Below are 17,542 nucleotides of genomic sequence, written 5' to 3'. Positions count from 1 at the left end.
TCGACAAACCACACGTCCAGGGGATTGACCAGCACCTGACACGTGTCACAGCATGCTCCTCGGCCAGACCTACTGGTCGGTATCCGTGCGCCTCAGTGTGGAGGTCCCCGTGCCCCGACGTGTGCCCCGACCGGCACCCCGCCGTGCGTCCCGAACCCGTGCCGCGCTCGCCGCCCTGCTCGGCGCGGCCCTCACCGCACCCCTCGCGCTCGCCGCCGGCCCGGCCCACGCCGGCGACCGCTACACCGTCACCCCGCTGAAGTTCACCGTGCGGGCCGGCGGCCGCAGCTGCGCGGTCGACGCCGACCTGTACCGGCCCGCCGGGGTCGACCGCACCCATCCCGCGCCCGCCGTGCTCGCCACCAACGGCTTCGGCGGCAGCAAGTCCGACGGCTCCACCGACGCCATCGGCAAGGCGTTCGCCGAGCGCGGTTACGTCTCCCTCATCTACTCCGGCCTCGGCTTCGGCCACACCGGCTGCCTGATCTCCCTCGACGACCCCGGCATCGACGGCAGGGCCGCCTCCCGGCTGGTCGACTTCCTCGGCGGCAGGCGCGCCGCCGACGACGGCACCCGCGCCGACTTCGTCGCCCTCGACGCCCCCGGCGACCCGCGCGTCGGCATGATCGGCGGCTCCTACGGCGGCGCCGTCCAACTCGCCACCGCCGCCAACGACCACCGCGTCGACGCCCTCGTCCCGCTCATCACCTGGAACGACCTCGCCTACTCCCTGGACCCCAACAACGCCGTCGGTGCCCGCGAGGTGCCCGGCGCCTTCAAATGGCAGTGGTCCAACGGCTTCTATCTGATGGGCGAGGGCCAGCCGCTGACCACCCCGAGCCTCGACCCGTCCCGGATCAACTCGCTGACCTGCCTGCACTTCGTCACCGACGCCTGCGACACCGTCCACACGCTCAACTCCGGCAGCTACCCCGCCGATCGCACCGCCCGGCTGCTCGGCTACGCCCGCAGCGTCTCCCCGACGACCTACCTCTCCCGGGTCAAGGCGCCGACCCTCCTCGTCCAGGGGCAGGCCGACACGCTGTTCAACCTCAACGAGGCGACGGCCGGCTACCGCACGCTCAAGGCGCAGGGCACCCCCACCGCCCTGATCTGGCAGTCCTGGGGCCACAGCGGCGGCATCACCGACCCGGCGCCCGGTGAACTCGACCTCGCCCAGGGCAACTTGGAAACCAGCTACGTCGGCCGCCGCATCCTCGCCTGGTTCGACCGCTACCTGAGGAAGCACCGGCACACCGACACCGGCCCCGCCTTCGCCTACTACCGCGACTGGGTCGGCGACCCGCACCACACCTACGCCACCGCCGACCGGGTCCCCGCCCCCGACCGGACCCTCTACCTCTCCGGGGACGGCAGGCTGGTCGACAACCGCGCCGAGGTGACCCGCGGCAGCCGCGGCTACACCAACTGGCTCGTGCCCACGAGCCATTCGGAGAGCTCCCTGGCCGGCACCATCGGCCTGCCCGACCCCGCTCCGTACGACACCGAGGGCACCTTCCTCGCCTGGACCGGCGCGCCCCTGACCGGCGACCTCGATGTCGTCGGCGCCCCGCGCGTCACCCTGAGGGTCGTCTCGCCGAAGGCCGAACGCACCCAGGACTCCGGCGACGCCGCCGACCGGCTGGTGCTGTTCGCCAAGCTGTACGACGTCGCGCCCGACGGCGCCCAGACCCTCGTCCACCGGCTGGTCGCACCCGTCCGGGTGCCCGACGTGACCCGGCGCTTCACCGTCACCCTGCCCGGCATCGTGCACCGCTACCCGGCCGGGCACCGGCTGCGCTTCGTGATCGCGGCGAGCGACGACGCCTACTTCGGCAACCGGGGGATCAAGCCGGTGACCGTGGTCAGCGCGCCCGGGGACACCGAAGTGCTGCGGCTGCCGGTCGTCGGCGGCTGAGCGGCGCGGCCGGGGTCTCCGGTGCCCCGGCGGCGGGCGGTATTCGGCGAGACGCGGCCGCCGAGGGCGCCGTAGGCTGGCCGGATGCCGCACACCGCACCCCAACACCTCGCCGAAGGCCCCCGCGTGGCCATCCGTCACTTCACCCTCGCGGACGGCCCCGAGTTCACGGCACGCTCGCGCGAGAGCAAGGATCTGCACCGGCCCTGGCTGTTCCCGCCGGACACGGACGAGGGCTACGCGGGCTACGCACGCCGGCTGATCGAGGACCCGACCAAGGCCGGCTTCCTGGTGTGCGAGAAGGACGGCGGAGGCATCGCCGGGTTCATCAACATCAACAACATCGTGCGCGGCGGCTTCCAGTGCGGCGCGCTCGGATACGGCGCCTTCGCGCACGCCGCCGGGCGCGGCCTCATGCGCGAGGGCCTCGACCTGGTCGTCGCCCACGCCTTCGGACCGCTGGGACTGCACCGGCTGGAGATCAACGCACAGCCCGAGAACGCCGCCTCCCTCGCCCTGGCGCGGGGCGCGGGCTTCCGGCTGGAGGGCTTCTCCCCGGACATGATCTACATCGACGGCGCCTGGCGCGACCACGAACGCTGGGCCCTCACCGCCGAGATGCGCAACACCGGCTGAGACCGTCCCGCAAGTTTCCGTTGCCCGGGCCTTTGCGCAATCCTGACCAGCACATCCCCTGGCCGACTCATCGCGCGCCGGGTTCCATGGTGATCGTGACGAGGATCCGACGTGAGGTACTGACGCTGCCCGCCGCGCAGTTGGGCCCGGACAACCCCCTGCCCCCGCTGCTCCCCCTGGACGAGGTCCACCGCATCGAGGACCGCGACCGGGACGGCATCCCCGCGGACATGGCCCGCCAGCTCGGCCACGAGCCGCTCACCAGCCTGCTCCCGGTCCGGGTCCGCGACGGCTACGACAGAACCCGCGAGCCCCGCGCCCTCGACGCCCTCGTGATCGAGAACGACCGGCTGCGCGCCACCGTCCTGCCCGGCCTCGGCGGCCGCGTCGCCTCCCTCCTCCACCTGCCCACCGGACGCGAACTCCTCTACCGCAACCCCGTGTTCCAGCCCGCCGACTTCGCCCTCAACGGCGCCTGGTACTCCGGCGGCATCGAATGGAACATCGGGGCCACCGGCCACACCACCCTCTCCTGCGCACCCCTGCACGCCGCCCTCGTCCCCGCCCCCGACGGCGGTCGGATGCTGCGCCTGTGGGAGTGGGAGCGGCTGCGCGACCTGCCCTTCCAGGTCGACCTCTGGCTGCCCGACGGCTCCGACTTCCTCTACGTCGGCGTCCGCATCCGCAATCCGCACGAGCGCCCGGTGCCGACGTACTGGTGGTCCAACATCGCGGTGCCCGAGGACCGCCGGATCCTGGCCCCCGCCGACGAGGCCTGGCACTTCGGCTACGAGCGCCGGTTGCACCGGGTGCCCGTCCCCTCGTACGACGGCATCGACCGCACCCACCCCCTCAACAGCCCTTACGCAGCCGACTACTTCTACGAGGTGCCGGACGGCCGCCGTCGCTGGATCGCCGCGCTGGACGCCGACGGGCACGGGCTGGTGCAGACCTCCACCGACGGCCTGCGCGGCCGCAAGCTCTTCGTGTGGGGCCACCGGCCCGGCGGCCGGCGCTGGCAGGAATGGCTCACCGAGCCCGGCACCGGCGGCTACTGCGAGATCCAGGCCGGACTCGCCCGCACCCAGCTGGAGCACGTCCGGCTGGAGGCGGACAGCGAGGTGTCCTGGCTGGAGGCGTACGGCCCGCTCGACGAGCCGCCCGAGGGGGAGTGGACCGGCGCCGTGCGGACCGCCGAGGAACGCCTCGCCGCCGCCCTGCCCCGCGCCCGCGTCGACGAGGCCTACGCGGCATGGCAGCCGAGCGCCGACACCGAACCCGTCGAGCTCCTGGCCACCGGATCCGGCTGGGGCGCGCTCGAAGTGCTGCGCACCGACCGGAGACTGCCCGGCACCCCGTTCCCCGAGTCCACCCTCGGCGCCGCCCAGGCGCCCTGGCGCGAACTGCTGCGCACCGGGTCCCTGCCGGAGCCGCGCCGGGTCCGGCCGCCCGGCGAGAGCCTCGTCGCCCCGCACTGGCGGGACATGCTGGAGACCGCGCCCGCCACCCCGCACACCGAGTACCACCTCGGTGTCGCCCAGTGGCACGCCGGCGACCGCGCCCAGGCCGTGCGCAGCTGGGAACGCGCCCTCCCGCTCGCCCCGTCCCTCTGGCCCCTGCTGCGCTGCCTGGCCGTCGCCGACCAGGAGTCCGGCCACCACGAGCGGGCCGCCGAACGGTACGCGGACGCCTTCGACGACCTGTGCCGCGAGCGCCGCGACGACGGCGAGGCATGGACCGCCGCCGTGGCCGCGCTCGGCCGGGAAACCCTGCGCGCGCTGCTGCGGGTGCGGCGGGCGGCGGACGCCCGCACCGTCTGGGACCGGCTGCTGCCCGCCGTCCGCCGGCGCGGCCGGTTCCAGCTCCTGGAAGCCGAACTGCTGCTCGCGGAAGGACGGACCGCCGCGGCGCGGGCTGTCGTCGACGCGGGGTTCGAGGTCGCCGACCTGCGCGAGGGCGAGGAGGTGCTCGGCCGGCTGTGGGCCCGGCTCACCGACGAGCCGCTGCCCGCCCGCCTCGACTTCCGGATGCGGCCGGACGCTCAATGACGGGCCGCCGTACCCGACCCGGCCGACGGCCCGACATGGTACGGCCGACTCAGCCGCGCTGGTCGACGTACTCGAACACCGAACCGTCCGGATGCATCGCCAGCAGATTCCGGCCGCCGGGCGTCTGCACGGGCCCCGCCAGGATCCGGGCGCCGAGGCCGGTCAGCACCTGGTGCGCCTCGTCCACGTCCTTGACGGCGATGGTGGCCGTCACCTTGCGCAGGATCTCCAGCTCCGCCTCCGGGCCGCTCATCAGCAGAAAGGAGCCGATCGCGGCCACCTGGACCCCACCGCGCTCGAACCGAAGGGCTCTGCCGCCCGCCAGCCGCTCGTAGAAAGGGACCGCGGTCTCGAGGTCGTCGACGCAGATGCGCAGCGAGGCGCCCATAATCTCCATGCCCACGAGCCTAGTTGGGCAAGCGGCCCGCGTTCGGCAGACGGCCGGGCAGCCGGCCCCGACGGGCGCGGGGAGTCGCGCGGCGAGCCCCGCCGGCCCGCACCCGGCGGCGCACCGCCCCCCCACTCGCCCGCCAAGCCGCACCCGCACCCTTCATACGGGTGACCAGCGGAGCGTTTACGTGGTGCGGCCCCGGTTACGCGGAATGCCTCGGACAAGCCGCACCGCCGGACGGCACCGTGCAAGGAGACTCATGAACACCGATGAACTCGCCGAACTGGGACAGCAGTTGCGGGTGGACAGCGTCCGGGCGTCCGATGCCGCGGGATCCGGGCACCCCACCTCCTCGATGTCCGCAGCCGACCTGATGGCCGTCCTGCTCGCCAACCATCTGCGCTACGACTTCGAACGCCCCGAACATCCCGCCAACGACCGCTTCGTGCTGTCCAAGGGACACGCCACACCCCTGCTGTACTCCGCCTACAAGGCCGCCGGTGTCGTCGAGGACGGCGAACTGCTCACCTTCCGCAAGCTCGGCAGCCGCCTGGAGGGGCACCCGACACCCCGACGGCTGCCGTGGGTGGAGACGGCCACCGGATCCCTCGGCCAGGGCCTGCCGGTCGGCGTCGGCATCGCCCTCGCCGGGAAGCGCCTGGAACGCACCGGCTACCGGGTGTGGGTGCTGTGCGGCGACAGCGAGCTGGCGGAGGGCTCGGTGTGGGAGGCCGCCGAGCACGCCGGGTACGAGCGCCTGGACAACCTGATCGCGATCGTGGACGTCAACCGGCTCGGCCAGCGCGGCCCCACCCGGCACGGCCACGACCTGGACGCCTACGCCCGCCGCTTCGAGGCCTTCGGCTGGCACGGCATCGAGGTCGACGGCCACGACGTCGACGCGATCGACCGTGCCTACGGCGAGGCCCTGGCCACGACCGGGCGGCCCGTCGTGATCCTCGCCCGCACCCTCAAGGGCAAGGGCGTCGCCGCCGTCGAGGACCGCGAGGGACACCACGGAAAGCCGCTGCCGGACGCCGAGGCGGCCGTCGCCGAACTCGGCGGACCGCGCGACGCGCACGTCCGGGTGCACGAACCACCGGCCGCCGCGGCCCTGCGCGACCTGACCACCGAGGTGCTCCGGCTCCCGCGCTACGACGAGGGCGACCAGGTCGCGACCCGGGACGCCTTCGGTGCCGCCCTCGCCGCGCTCGGCACCGCCCGCGGCGACGTGGTCGCCCTGGACGGCGAGGTCGGCGACTCCACCCGCACCGAGGAGTTCGCCAAGGCGTACCCCGACCGGTTCATCGAGTGCTACATCGCCGAGCAGCAGTTGGTCGCCACGGCCGTCGGCGTCGCCGCGCGCGGCTGGCTGCCGTACGCCTCGACGTTCGCCGCGTTCCTCACCCGTGCCTACGACTTCGTGCGCATGGCGTCCATCAGCGGCGCCGGCATCAACCTGGTCGGCTCGCACGCCGGAGTCGCGATCGGGCAGGACGGGCCCTCGCAGATGGGCCTGGAGGACCTGGCCATGTTCCGCGCCGTGTACGGCTCCACCGTGCTCTACCCGTGCGACGCCAACCAGACCGCCCGGCTGGTCGCCGCCATGGCCGGCCTGGACGGCGTCCGCTATCTGCGCACCTCGCGCGGGAAGACACCGGTGCTCTACGGCCCCGACGAGGAGTTCCCGGTGGGCGGCAGCAAGACGCTCCTGTCGAGCGACGAGGACCGGCTGACGATCGTCGCGGCCGGGGTCACCGTGCCCGAGGCGCTGGCCGCGGCCGACCGGCTCGCCGAGGACGGCATCCGGGTGCGCGTGATCGACCTGTACTCCGTCAAGCCCGTCGACGCGGACACGCTGCGCCGGGCAGCCGAGGAGACCGGCTGTCTGCTCACCGCGGAGGACCACCACGCCGAGGGCGGCCTCGGCGACGCCGTCGCGGAGGCGTTCGGCGACGGCCGGCCCGTGCCCCGGCTGGTCCGGCTCGCGGTGCGCACCATGCCCGGCTCGGCCGCCCCCGACGAGCAGCTGCACGCGGCCGGCATCGACGCCGTGGGCATCGCGACGGCCGCCCGGCTGCTGGTGGAGGAGGCGATCGTGCGCTGAGCCGCGCGGCCGCCGGGACCGCGCGGGCGGGCACGGTGTGGCGGGCGAAGGGCCGCCGAGCCAGGCTGGAGCTGAAGAACCCCGCCTGTTTCCTCACCCTGGAGGGAGCCGGCAGGGAACCGGGCGCGCGCCGAAGGAGACACCATGACCGGACCGCGCTACGTCTACGCAGTCTGCCGCCCCTTCGGGACGCCCCTGCAGTCCCAGCTCACGGGCATCGGAGGCGCCCCGCCCGCACTGCTGCGCCACCGCGACCTGATCGCGGTCGTCAGTACGGTCCCCGAGGCCGACTTCGGCGAGGAGGCGCTGCAGACGCACCTGGAGGACGTGGACTGGCTCGCGGTGACCGTCCGCGCCCACCAGGGCGTGATCGACGCGCTCACCACGGTCACCACCCCGCTGCCGCTGCGCCTCGGGACGGTCTGCCCGGACGACAGCGCGGTGCGCGGCATGATCGAGACGCACGGGGACGACTTCCGGCGCGTCCTGGACCGGCTGGAAGGCCGGGTCGAGTGGGGCGTGAAGCTGATCCTGGAGCCGGAGCCGGCTGAGTCCGCCCCGCTGGCCCAGGCGTTCGCCCGGTCGCTGCACGAGCGTCTGTCCCGGCACGCCGAGGCTTCCCGGCTGCACGCCCCGCGGATGCCCGCGCCGGCCGTGCCGCCGGGCCGGAACCTCCTCGACGCGGCCTATCTGGTCTCCCGCGCGCATTCCGAGGAATTCGTGGAACTGGTGGACCGCACCAGGGACGAGGCGCCCGGGGTCCGGGTGGAACTCACCGGTCCCTGGGCCGCCTACTCGTTCACCGGGGAGGAAGCGCGGTGACCGCCGTCACCCTTCCTTCCGGCACAGGATCTCCGCGTGCAGGACCGCGAACCAGCCGTCCTCCTGCCGACCCCACTCCCGCCACGCCCCGGACACCGCCCGCAGCCGCTCCTCGCTCGCGTGCCCGCCGCGCGTGGCCCGTTCCGCGTAGTCGGAGGCCAGGGTGCGCTCCGCCCACAGGCCGCTCCACCAGGCCCGCTCCTCGGGCGTGCTGAAGGTCCAGGTGCTGGAGGTGGCCGTGACGTCCCGCAGCCCCGCGGCGCGCGCCCACGCCGTCAGCCGCCGCCCCGCGTCGGGCTCGCCACCGCCTGCGCGGGCCACCCGCTCGTACAGGTCCAGCCAGTCGTCCAGGCCCGGCACCGCCGGGTACCAGGTCATGGCCGCGTAGTCCGCGTCGCGTACGGCGATGAACCCGCCCGGCTTCGTCACCCGGCGCATCTCGCGCAGCGCCTGCACCGGGTCGCCGACGTGCTGCAGGACCTGGTGGGCGTGGACCACGCAGAACGTGTCGTCGGGGTGGTCCAGCGCGTGCACGTCGGCGACCGCGAAGTCCACGTTGGCCAGGCCGCGCCCGGCGGCGGTGGCGCGGGCCCGGTCCAGGATGCCCGGGGCGCGGTCGACCCCGGTGACATGGCCGTTCGGGACCAGAGCCGCCAGATCGGCGGTGATGGTGCCCGGCCCGCAGCCGATGTCCAGGATCCTCATGTGCGGCTTCAGGGAGCCGAGCAGATACGCCGCGGAGTTGGCGGCGGTCCGCCAGGTGTGCGAACGCAGCACCGACTCGTGGTGCCCGTGTGTGTAGACGGCGGTCTCCTGCGCCTTCGACATGGCCGTTCCCCTTCGCCCTCGTCTCCGCTGGTGCCTGCCACAGTACGCATGCATGTCGAATGATGAGACCCGTGTTTCACATGCTGGACCGAGCGGAGGGGGGGCGGGGCGGCGGCGGGCGCGCCGGGCGCGGTTACCCTGAAGTGCCCGTTCCTGTGCCTGTCTGCGCCGGGCGCCCGACCGGCGCGTAAGGAGAATCCCCGGATGCGCCTGCTCCTCGTCCGCCACGGTGAGACCCCCTCCAACGTGGACCACCTGCTGGACACCGCCGTGCCCGGCCCCGGGCTGACCCCGCTCGGCACGGCCCAGGCCGCCGCGCTGCCCGAGGCGCTCGCCGGGGAGGAGATAGCGGCCCTCTACGTCTCCACGCTGCTGCGCACCCAGCTCACCGCCGCCCCGCTGGCCGCCGCCCGGGGCCTTGAGCCGATCGTCCGCGACGGCATCCGCGAGGTCTGCGCCGGCGATCTGGAGATGCTGCCCGGCGAGTCCCCCGAGGGCCGCTCCTACATGGGGACGGTGTTCGCCTGGGCGGCCGGCGACACCGCCCGGCGCATTCCCGGCGGGGAGAACGGCGAGGAGGCCCTCGCCCGGTACGACGCCGTGGTGGCCGAGGCCGCCGCGAGCGGCGCCGACGCCGTCGCCATGGTCAGCCACGGCGCCGCGATCCGCCTGTGGACCGCCGCCCGCGCCGACAACGTCGACGTCGCCTTCGCCGCCGCCCACCCCCTGCGGAACACCGGGGTGGTCGTCCTGGAGGGCTCCCCGTCCGACGGCTGGAAGGCCCTGTCCTGGGAGGGCGCCGCGGTGGTACCGGCGGGCGAGGCCGGTCCTGCGGGGGAGCCGGTGGAGCTGGTGGAGCCGGCCGGGGAAGCCGGAGCGCCGGTGGGGACGGCGGGCTAGCCGCTTCCGCTCCGCTCACTCTCCGCGGCCGGTTATGCGTTTGCCCTGGTGCGGGGCCGACCCGGAGAATGCATGCCCATGGGACATCTGGAAGCCGCGCACCTCGAGTACCACCTCCCCGACGGGAGGACCCTGCTCGGGGATGTCTCCTTCCGGGTCGGCGAAGGCGCCGCCGTCGCCCTGGTCGGACCGAACGGCGCCGGCAAGACGACCCTGCTGCGGCTGATCTCCGGTGAGCTGAAGCCGCACGCCGGCACCGTGACCGTCAGCGGCGGCCTCGGTGTCATGCGCCAGTTCGTGGGCTCCGTGCGCGACGAGACGACCGTACGGGACCTGCTCGTCTCCGTCGCCCCGCCCCGCATCCGCGAGGCCGCCAAGGCCGTCGACGAGGCCGAGCACGCCATCATGACCGTCGACGACGAGGCCGCCCAGCTGGCCTACGCCCAGGCCCTCGCCGACTGGGCGGAGGTGCGTGGCTACGAGGCCGAGACCCTGTGGGACATGTGCACCACCGCCGCGCTCGGCATGCCCTACGAACGCGCCCAGTGGCGCCAGGTGCGCACCCTCTCCGGCGGCGAGCAGAAACGCCTGGTGCTGGAGGCGCTGCTGCGCGGCACCGACGAGGTACTGCTGCTGGACGAGCCGGACAACTACCTCGACGTGCCCGGCAAGCGGTGGCTGGAGGAGCAGCTCAAGGAGACCCGCAAGACGGTCCTGTTCGTCTCCCACGACCGGGAACTCCTCGCCCGCGCCGCCGAGAAGATCGTCTCCGTGGAGCCGGGACCGGCCGGCGCCGACGCCTGGGCGCACGGCGGCGGCTTCGCCACCTACCACGAGGCCCGCCGGGAACGCTTCGCCCGCTTCGAGGAGTTGCGCCGCCGCTGGGACGAGAAGCACGCCCAGCTGAAGAAGCTGGTCCTGAACCTCCGTCAGGCCGCCTCCATCAGCCACGAGATGGCCTCCCGGTACGCGGCCGCCCAGACCCGCCTGCGCAAGTTCGAGGAGGCCGGCCCGCCCCCGGAGCCGCCGCGCGAGCAGGACATCACCATGCGCCTGAAGGGTGGCCGCACCGGCGTCCGGGCCGTCACCTGCAAGGGGCTCGAACTGACCGGCCTGATGCGGCCGTTCGACCTGGAGGTCTTCTACGGCGAGCGCGTCGCCGTCCTCGGCTCCAACGGCTCCGGCAAGTCGCACTTCCTGCGGCTGCTCGCGGGCGGGGACGTCGCGCACGCGGGGCAGTGGAAGCTGGGCGCACGGGTCGTGCCCGGGCACTTCGCGCAGACCCACGCGCACCCCGAACTGCAGGGCCGCACCCTGCTCGACATCCTGTGGAAGGAGCACTCCCAGGACCGTGGCGCGGCCATGTCGCGGCTGCGCCGCTACGAGCTGACCCAGCAGGCCGAGCAGTCCTTCGACCGGCTCTCCGGCGGCCAGCAGGCCCGCTTCCAGATCCTGCTGCTGGAACTGGAGGGCGTCACCGCGCTGCTGCTGGACGAGCCGACCGACAACCTCGACCTGGAGTCCGCGGAGGCCCTCCAGGAGGGCCTGGAGGCCTTCGAGGGCACGGTCCTCGCGGTCACCCACGACCGCTGGTTCGCCCGCTCCTTCGACCGCTACCTGGTCTTCGGCAGCGACGGCCGTGTCCGCGAGACCTCGGAACCGGTCTGGGACGAACGCCGCGTGGAGCGTGTCCGCTAGGGGGTGTCGTCGTCCGGATGCGGATGCGGAGGCCCGGGGACCGGGATGTTCGTACAGTGGTCTGAGGGAACGCCACACGGACACGACGAGCGGGGCACCACATGACCGGAGTCGACCCCAGCCGACTGGACGACCAGCAACTCATGAAGGAGCTGGAGACGATCCACCGCACGCGCCACGACACCCTCCTGTACGGCTCCAACGACGCGCTGCGCACCCACAACGAACGCATGGCGCAGCTGGAGGGCGAGTATCTGCGCCGTAACCCGCGCCGCCTGGTCAGCGCGGCCCGCACCCGCGAGGGCGCCCGGGAACGAGGCTGCGCCGAGGCGGTGACCCCGGACACGTCCGGCACCTGACCGGCCGGGACCGCGCTCCCGGCCGGCCGGCCCCGGCGGGCGGGGTCGGGTTCCGCCTCATCCGCCGCCCGCCAGCGCCGCGGCCAGCTGCTGCACGTTCTCGTAGCGCGCCGAGCGCGGCAGCCTGGCCACCGCCTCGACCAGCGCGGCCGGCGCGTTCCGGCGGCGCAGCATCCGGGCCACGTCATGCGCGGTCGCGGGGAACGAGCCGCGGTTCAGGGTGCGGGCCAGCTCCGCGCGCACCCGCTCCAGCGATGCCGGCGACCCCAGGCCGCCCACGGGCCCGCTCCACACCTCCGGGTCGTCGTCGGCGGCCGGTTCCGGATCGTGCCACTCCGCCACGCGCGTCGGATGCCCGGACCTCAGCAGGTCCTTCAGCTCGTGCTTCATCTCGTCGTCCCGATGGACGCTCAGCCGGTCACTGCCTCGTTGCATGTCTGCCTCCACAGGGGGCTGACCCTTGTCCTCTTCCGGTCTGCGCCTACCGAGTGACCTGCGGGGAGGACGGAAAACCTCGGAATCCGTCCCGCGAACCGCCGGGTACGGCCGTCGTCCGTCACCCTGCCGGGCGTCCGTGTCGCGCGAATGGGGTCCGGCCGCGCGCGCCGCGGCCCCGCGCGGGCTGTGATGGCAGCGGGGCACACCCGGTGCCCCGAAGCCGTGACGCCGCCCGGCCGTGTCGCTGTACCGGTGCCCGACTCACCGGTGTACCGGCGATCCGGTGTCCGGCGTGCCACTGCCGACCGTACCGCCGAGCATGCCGAGGAGTCCTATGCGCCCCACCGTCCGTGCCCTGTCCGTCGCCTTCGTCGCCGGTGCCGCGTTCGCCCTCGCCGGGCCCGTCGCCTCCGCCGCCGAGACCGGCCCCACCACCGTGTCCCCGACCCGCACCGTCGCCTCCGTCGGCGCCTCCGTCGGCGCCTTCGGCCCGTCCCGGGCCGACTCGACCCCGTGCCGGGACGGCGAACCCTGCCAGGACGGCACCGGATGCCGCGAAGGCGAGTCCTGCCCGGGCTCGGACTCCGCGGACTGCAAGGCGGGTGAGCCGTGTCAGGGAGGCGCGGACTGTAAGGCGGGTGAGCCGTGTCAGGGAGGCGCGGACTGCAAGGGGGGTGAGCCGTGTCAGGGAGGCGCGGACTGTAAGGCGGGTGAGCCGTGTCAGGGAGGCGCGGACTGTAAGGCGGGTGAGCCGTGTCAGGGAGGCGCGGACTGCAAGGCCGGTGAGCCGTGCCAGGGCGGCACGGGCGGGACGGGCTGCACGGCGGGCGAGACCTGCACCAGTAAGCCCCCGTGCCAGGAGGCCGGCCAGTGCCACTGCCAGTGCCAGGGCAGCGGCAGCGCGCAGGGCTACGGCAACGACGATCAGGGCTCCGGCCACGAATGCGGCAGCGGAGCCTGTCCCGGCGGCGGTCAGGAGTGCACCGGCACCCAGGGATGCTCCGACGACGACCGCCGCAGCTGCGGCGGATCCGACGACCGTCAGGCCCACGGCCCCGACGGATGCGCCCCGGCCGCCGTGCAGCACGCAGCCCAGGCCGGTGCCGGCGGCCGCTTCACCGGCTCGGCCCCCGCCGCCACCGGTTCCGCCCTCGCCGCCGCGGCCTTCGGCGGGGCAGGCTTCCCCGGCCGCCGTCGCCCCGTGGAACGCCGGCCCATGGACGTGTGACCGGGAAACACCGGCCACTCCCATGGCGGGCCGCCCGGCGGGTACACACACCACGCAAAGGCCCATGACGACACGGCCCGCCCCGGCCGGGCGGCGCACGGCACCAGGACCCCGCGGAGGCGTACATGCGGCGGACGGACCCCGAGGGCCACGGACCGGTCCGCTACGGCCCGCCCCTGCCCGACGACGGCCTCCCCGTGCTCCCCGACCTCACCGCCGTGCTCGCCGCCGCGGCGGGCCGCGCCGCCGCCCAGCCCGTCGGCGGCGCACCCGCCCTCCTCGAAGCGGCCTGCGGCTACTGGACGCGACGCGGACTGCCGACCGTCCCCGACCGCGTGGCCGCAGGACCCGGCGCCCCCGCGCTGCTGCTCGCCGTCACCGCCGCACTCGCCTCGGACGGCGCCGACGTCCTCGTCCCCCGCCCCTGTGCCGCCTGGTGGGCGCCGTACGCCCGGCTGCTCGGCCGACCGGTCTACCACGTGCCCACCCCCGCCGAGAGCGGCGGCGTCCCCGACCCTTACGCCCTGCTGGAGACCGTCCGCCGGGTCCGTGCCGAGGGCGGTGAACCCCGGCTGCTCGTGCTGTCCGTCGCCGACGATCCCACCGCCACCGTCGCCCCGCCCGAAATGCTCCACGAGACCGTCGAGGCCGCCACCGCCGAAGGGCTGCACCTGGTCAGCGACGAGACCTGGCGCGACACCCTGCACGACCCCCATCAGACGGTCCTGCTCAGCCCCGCCGAGATGCTCCCCGACCAGGTCACCGTCGTCACTGACCTCGCCGGATCCCTGCTGCCGCCCGGCTGGCCCGCCGCAGTCGCCCGCTTCCCGGCCACCGAACCGGGACGACACCTCCACGCGCGCGTGCTCGACATCCTCACCGCACTGGGCGCCCGTGTCGCCGCGCCGGTCGCCGCGGCCGCCGGCTACGCCCTCGACGAACCCCCGCCCGTCATGGAGCGCCGCGAGGCCGTCGTACGGCTGCACGCGCGCGTGGCCGCCGCCGCGCACGCCGCCGTCGTCGCCGGCGGTGCGCTCGCCCGCCCGCCGCAGGCCGGCCGCCACCTGTACGCCGACCTCGGCCCGCTGCGCGAACCCCTCGCCGCGCAAGGCGTCGGTGACGCACAGGAGTTGGAGGACCTCCTCACCGCCCGGCTCGGCATGCCGGCGCCCGGCGGCCACCGCTTCGGCGACGACCTCGGGGCGCTGCGCGTACGACTCGCCACGGGGCCCCTGCTGGGCGGCACGGACGAGGAGCGCATGGAATGCCTCGCCTCACCCACGCCGTTGGAACTGCCATACGTGCAGCGCGCGTTGATCTCCTTGACGTCGGTCCTCGACGATCTCCGCGACGACGCTCAGCGATGGGAGTCTCCTCGATGACGCAGCAGACGCACGAGCCCGCGACGCATGAGCCCGAGGTCATCGAGCCCAACCCCCTTGAGCACGAGACGTTTGAGCCCGGGACCTCTGAGCCCGGGACCTTCGAGCCCGGTTCCGCCGCGACGGCCGTGACGCCCACGACGACTCCCGCGTCCGCGTCGGCCCTCGCCCCGGTGACGGCCGGTGCCGCGGTGCCACAGCCCCTCGCCGCCCCCTTTCCGCCACTCGCCGGGCCCCGCCCGCTCGGCGAGCACCGCGTGTGGCCCCGTACGTTCCACGACCGGCTCACCGCCCCCCTGCCCGGCCTCAAGGCCCTCGCCCGCTTCGCCCGCGAAGGCGCCGTACGCCCCGGACGCGTCGGCCTCGCCGACATCCCGCGGCTCCCCTGCGCGCCCGCCCCGCTGCCCCGGGTCGACTCCCGCGCCCTCGCCGTCACCTGGGCCGGGCACGCCAGCTGGATCGTCCGGATCGGCGGCCTGACCGTCCTCACCGACCCGGTCTGGTCCGACCGCATCCTCGGCACCCCGGCCCGCGTCACCCCCGTCGGCGTCCCCTGGGCCGCCCTGCCGCCGGTCGACGCCGTCGTCATCAGCCACAACCACTACGACCACCTCGACGCCCCCACCCTGCGCCGACTCCCGCGGGACACCCCGGTGTTCGCACCGGCCGGCCTCGGTCGCTGGTTCCACCGCCGCCGCTTCACCCGCGTCACCGAGCTGGACTGGTGGGAAGGGGCCGAACTGGCCGGAGTCCGCTTCGACTTCGTCCCCGCCCACCACTGGTCCAAGCGCACCCTCGTCGACACCTGCCACAGCCTCTGGGGCGGCTGGGTCCTCACCGACGCCGACGGACAGCGCCTCTACTTCGCCGGAGACACCGGATACGGCCACTGGTTCTCCCGTATCGGCCGCCGCTATCCCGGCATCGACCTCGCCCTCATGCCCATCGGCGCCTACGACCCGCGCTGGTGGCTCAGCGACGTCCACTGCGACCCCGAGGAAGCCGTCCGCGCCGCCCTCGACGTCGGCGCCCGCCGGATGGCCCCCATGCACTGGGGCACGTTCATCCTCTCCGCGGAGCCCGTCCTGGAACCGCTCACGCGAGTCCGGGAGGCTTGGGAGGAGGCGGGACTGGAGCGGGAAGACCTGTGGGACCTGCCGGTCGGCGCTTCAAGGGTGCTGGAGCACGAGGCCCTTCAAGAGGCGCGGGGCTGAGTCGGTGTGCGGCTCCGCCGCGCGGGCGCGACCAGCCGCACACGGCCCGCACCGCGTACACGGCCCGCACCGCGCACACGGCAAAAACCCGACGGCGCTACCGGAACCGGCGCACCACGCTCGGAGCCGCACCGATCACCACGGTCAGCGCCACCGCCACCACCACCCCCTCCCACGGCTCCGGGAACAGCGAACCCCCCAGAATCCCGATCACCTGATACGTGGCCGCCCACGCCAGACACGCGGCCACGTTCCCCCGAGCGAACCGCCGAGGCGGCCACTCCGCCAGCAGGCAGGCCAACATCACCGGTATCCGCCCCGCGGGGACGAGCCGGGACAGCACCAGCACCGCAACCCCGTGCTCGGCCAGCTTCTCCCGCGCCGACGCCAGCCGCTCCTGCGGAGCCCGGGACCGGATCGCCTCCAGCCAGCGCGAGCCGTTCCGCGACCGCATCCCGCGCCGTCCCAGCCAGTACAGCGCCGCGTCCCCCAGGAACGCCGCCAGCGACGCCGTCACGAACACCAGAGCCAGCGAGAACGGCGCCGTCTGATGGAACGCCACCGCCGCCGCCGAACTCACCAGCGCCCCGGTCGGCACCACCGGCACCAGCGCCCCGACCAGCACCAGCAGGAACAACGACGGATAGCCGATCACCTGCTGCGTCGACTCCGGCGGCACACTCGACGTCGAGGTGGCGGCGAGCGCCGCCACCGAGTCAGGCCACCTCACCGCGCGACCTCCAGCCGCACGCTCTCCCCGTGCCCCAGCTTGTGCACCGCGACCTGCGGCGCCGCCACGGCCGCCAGCCGTACGAACTCGTCACCCGGCGCGTGGAACTCGTGCGGACGCACCGCGTCCATGCCGATCGGCCAGTACGTCCCGTAGTGCACCGGCACCGCGGCCCGCGGCGCCAGCCGCGCCAGCGCCCGCGCCGCCCGCCCCGCGTCCAGATGCCCCTCGCCGAGATACGGTCCCCAGCCGCCCACCGGCAGCAGCGCCACGTCCACCGGTCCGACCCGCTCGGCCATCGCGTCGAACAGCCCGGTGTCCCCGGCGAAGTAGGTGCGCGCCTCGCCCTCCACGACATAACCGAGCGCGGGGGAGCGCTGCGGTCCCACCGGCAGCCGCCGCCCGTCGTGCCGCGCCGGCACCACCCGCACCAGCAGCTCGCCGATCCGCACCTCGTCCCCGGGCGTCACCTCCGTCACCCGCAACTGCCGCAGCCGGCGCAGCCCCGGCACCGCCCGTGGTGCGCCCCGGGGCACGAGCAGCCGCGTGCCCGGCGCGAGGTCGGCCAAGGAGGGCAGATGCAGATGGTCGGCGTGCAGATGGGAGACGAGGACCACGTCCGCGCGCCGGGCCCGCGCCGGGGGCACGGAACCCTGGCGCCGCCGCAGATGCGCCAACCGGCGGGCGAACAGGGGATCGGTGAGCACTCGTATGTTCGCGTCCTGGATCGTGCAGGTGGCGTGACCCCACCAGGTGATCTCCACCGGCACCTTCTTCGCCTCCTTCACGCGACTCCCCGAAGCCTACGGGCAGGAGTAGGGTCTGCGACGAAACCCGGAGGTG

15 protein-coding genes and 1 pseudogene are annotated in these 17,542 nt (G+C 74.3%); 11 read left to right on the top strand and 5 right to left on the bottom strand.

Annotated elements, in window-relative coordinates; all coding sequences use genetic code 11:
- Positions 1 to 52: 52 nt before the first annotated feature.
- The 3 genes from AQI95_RS23450 to AQI95_RS23440 all read left to right on the top strand — a co-directional run bounded on the left by AQI95_RS23450 (position 53) and on the right by AQI95_RS23440 (position 4,602).
- The gene (locus AQI95_RS23450; protein WP_079071415.1) at positions 53 to 1,918 is read left to right on the top strand and encodes a CocE/NonD family hydrolase; all 1,866 of its coding nucleotides are present in this window, start codon (positions 53 to 55) and stop codon (positions 1,916 to 1,918) included.
- 84 nt (positions 1,919 to 2,002) lie between these two features.
- Entirely contained in the window at positions 2,003 to 2,554 is a 552-nt protein-coding gene (locus AQI95_RS23445; protein ID WP_067127003.1) for a GNAT family N-acetyltransferase, read from the top strand.
- Between the two features lie 86 nt (positions 2,555 to 2,640).
- Positions 2,641 to 4,602 (top strand): DUF5107 domain-containing protein, encoded by a 1,962-nt coding sequence (locus tag AQI95_RS23440; RefSeq protein ID WP_067127001.1) that lies wholly within the window; start codon positions 2,641 to 2,643, stop codon positions 4,600 to 4,602.
- Positions 4,603 to 4,651: 49 nt separating this feature from the next.
- Here AQI95_RS23440 and AQI95_RS23435 read toward each other — a convergent pair whose 3' ends face one another.
- On the bottom strand, positions 4,652 to 4,999 hold the full coding sequence (locus tag AQI95_RS23435) for a VOC family protein (protein ID WP_067126998.1): 348 nt from the start codon (positions 4,997 to 4,999) through the stop codon (positions 4,652 to 4,654).
- A 205-nt stretch (positions 5,000 to 5,204) separates the two neighbouring features.
- Between AQI95_RS23435 and AQI95_RS23430 the strand changes: the two genes are divergently transcribed.
- Both AQI95_RS23430 and AQI95_RS23425 read left to right on the top strand, forming a co-directional pair.
- A complete protein-coding gene (locus tag AQI95_RS23430) occupies positions 5,205 to 7,100 on the top strand; it encodes a transketolase (RefSeq protein ID WP_279617020.1) in 1,896 nt (631 codons plus the stop codon).
- Positions 7,101 to 7,244: 144 nt separating this feature from the next.
- Positions 7,245 to 7,922, top strand: coding sequence for a GvpL/GvpF family gas vesicle protein (locus AQI95_RS23425; protein ID WP_067126992.1), 678 nt, complete (start codon positions 7,245 to 7,247; stop codon positions 7,920 to 7,922).
- Between the two features lie 6 nt (positions 7,923 to 7,928).
- Here the strand turns inward: AQI95_RS23425 and AQI95_RS23420 are convergent, their stop codons facing one another.
- Positions 7,929 to 8,750 carry a class I SAM-dependent methyltransferase gene (locus AQI95_RS23420; protein WP_067126988.1) on the bottom strand — a complete coding sequence of 274 codons (822 nt, stop codon included), beginning with the start codon at positions 8,748 to 8,750 and terminating at the stop codon, positions 7,929 to 7,931.
- Positions 8,751 to 8,954: 204 nt separating this feature from the next.
- Here AQI95_RS23420 and AQI95_RS23415 point away from each other — a divergent pair, with 204 nt between their 5' ends.
- The 3 genes and pseudogenes from AQI95_RS23415 (at position 8,955) to AQI95_RS23405 (ending at position 11,707) form a co-directional block, all read left to right on the top strand.
- A complete protein-coding gene (locus AQI95_RS23415; protein ID WP_067126985.1) occupies positions 8,955 to 9,650 on the top strand; it encodes a histidine phosphatase family protein in 696 nt (231 codons plus the stop codon).
- A gap of 78 nt (positions 9,651 to 9,728) precedes the next feature.
- Positions 9,729 to 11,348 carry an ABC-F family ATP-binding cassette domain-containing protein gene (locus AQI95_RS23410; RefSeq protein ID WP_067126982.1) on the top strand — a complete coding sequence of 540 codons (1,620 nt, stop codon included), beginning with the start codon at positions 9,729 to 9,731 and terminating at the stop codon, positions 11,346 to 11,348.
- 45 nt (positions 11,349 to 11,393) lie between these two features.
- Positions 11,394 to 11,707: pseudogene (locus tag AQI95_RS23405) on the top strand (DUF6158 family protein).
- A gap of 57 nt (positions 11,708 to 11,764) precedes the next feature.
- Here AQI95_RS23405 and AQI95_RS23400 read toward each other — a convergent pair.
- A complete protein-coding gene (locus AQI95_RS23400; protein WP_067126976.1) occupies positions 11,765 to 12,142 on the bottom strand; it encodes a DUF2795 domain-containing protein in 378 nt (125 codons plus the stop codon).
- 1,081 nt (positions 12,143 to 13,223) lie between these two features.
- Between AQI95_RS23400 and AQI95_RS47390 the strand changes: the two genes are divergently transcribed.
- From AQI95_RS47390 to AQI95_RS23385, 3 genes are all read left to right on the top strand, one after another.
- On the top strand, positions 13,224 to 13,373 hold the full coding sequence (locus AQI95_RS47390; protein WP_159056558.1) for a hypothetical protein: 150 nt from the start codon (positions 13,224 to 13,226) through the stop codon (positions 13,371 to 13,373).
- A gap of 125 nt (positions 13,374 to 13,498) precedes the next feature.
- Positions 13,499 to 14,755, top strand: a complete 1,257-nt coding sequence (locus tag AQI95_RS23390) for an aminotransferase class I/II-fold pyridoxal phosphate-dependent enzyme (RefSeq protein WP_067126971.1) — start codon at positions 13,499 to 13,501, stop codon at positions 14,753 to 14,755.
- The gene (locus tag AQI95_RS23385; protein WP_244188821.1) at positions 14,752 to 15,969 is read left to right on the top strand and encodes an MBL fold metallo-hydrolase; all 1,218 of its coding nucleotides are present in this window, start codon (positions 14,752 to 14,754) and stop codon (positions 15,967 to 15,969) included. The genes AQI95_RS23390 and AQI95_RS23385 overlap by 4 nt, the downstream gene beginning before the upstream one ends.
- A 97-nt stretch (positions 15,970 to 16,066) precedes the next feature.
- On the opposite strand, the gene AQI95_RS23380 is transcribed toward AQI95_RS23385, so the two are convergent.
- On the bottom strand, positions 16,067 to 16,681 hold the full coding sequence (locus AQI95_RS23380; RefSeq protein WP_107121727.1) for a DedA family protein: 615 nt from the start codon (positions 16,679 to 16,681) through the stop codon (positions 16,067 to 16,069).
- A 14-nt stretch (positions 16,682 to 16,695) separates the two neighbouring features.
- A complete protein-coding gene (locus AQI95_RS23375; protein ID WP_067127516.1) occupies positions 16,696 to 17,469 on the bottom strand; it encodes an MBL fold metallo-hydrolase in 774 nt (257 codons plus the stop codon).
- Positions 17,470 to 17,542 lie beyond the last annotated feature (73 nt).

It is taken from the genome of Streptomyces yokosukanensis (genome assembly GCF_001514035.1).
GTDB lineage: Bacteria > Actinomycetota > Actinomycetes > Streptomycetales > Streptomycetaceae > Streptomyces > Streptomyces yokosukanensis.
This window is presented reverse-complemented; position numbering and strand designations above follow the sequence as displayed.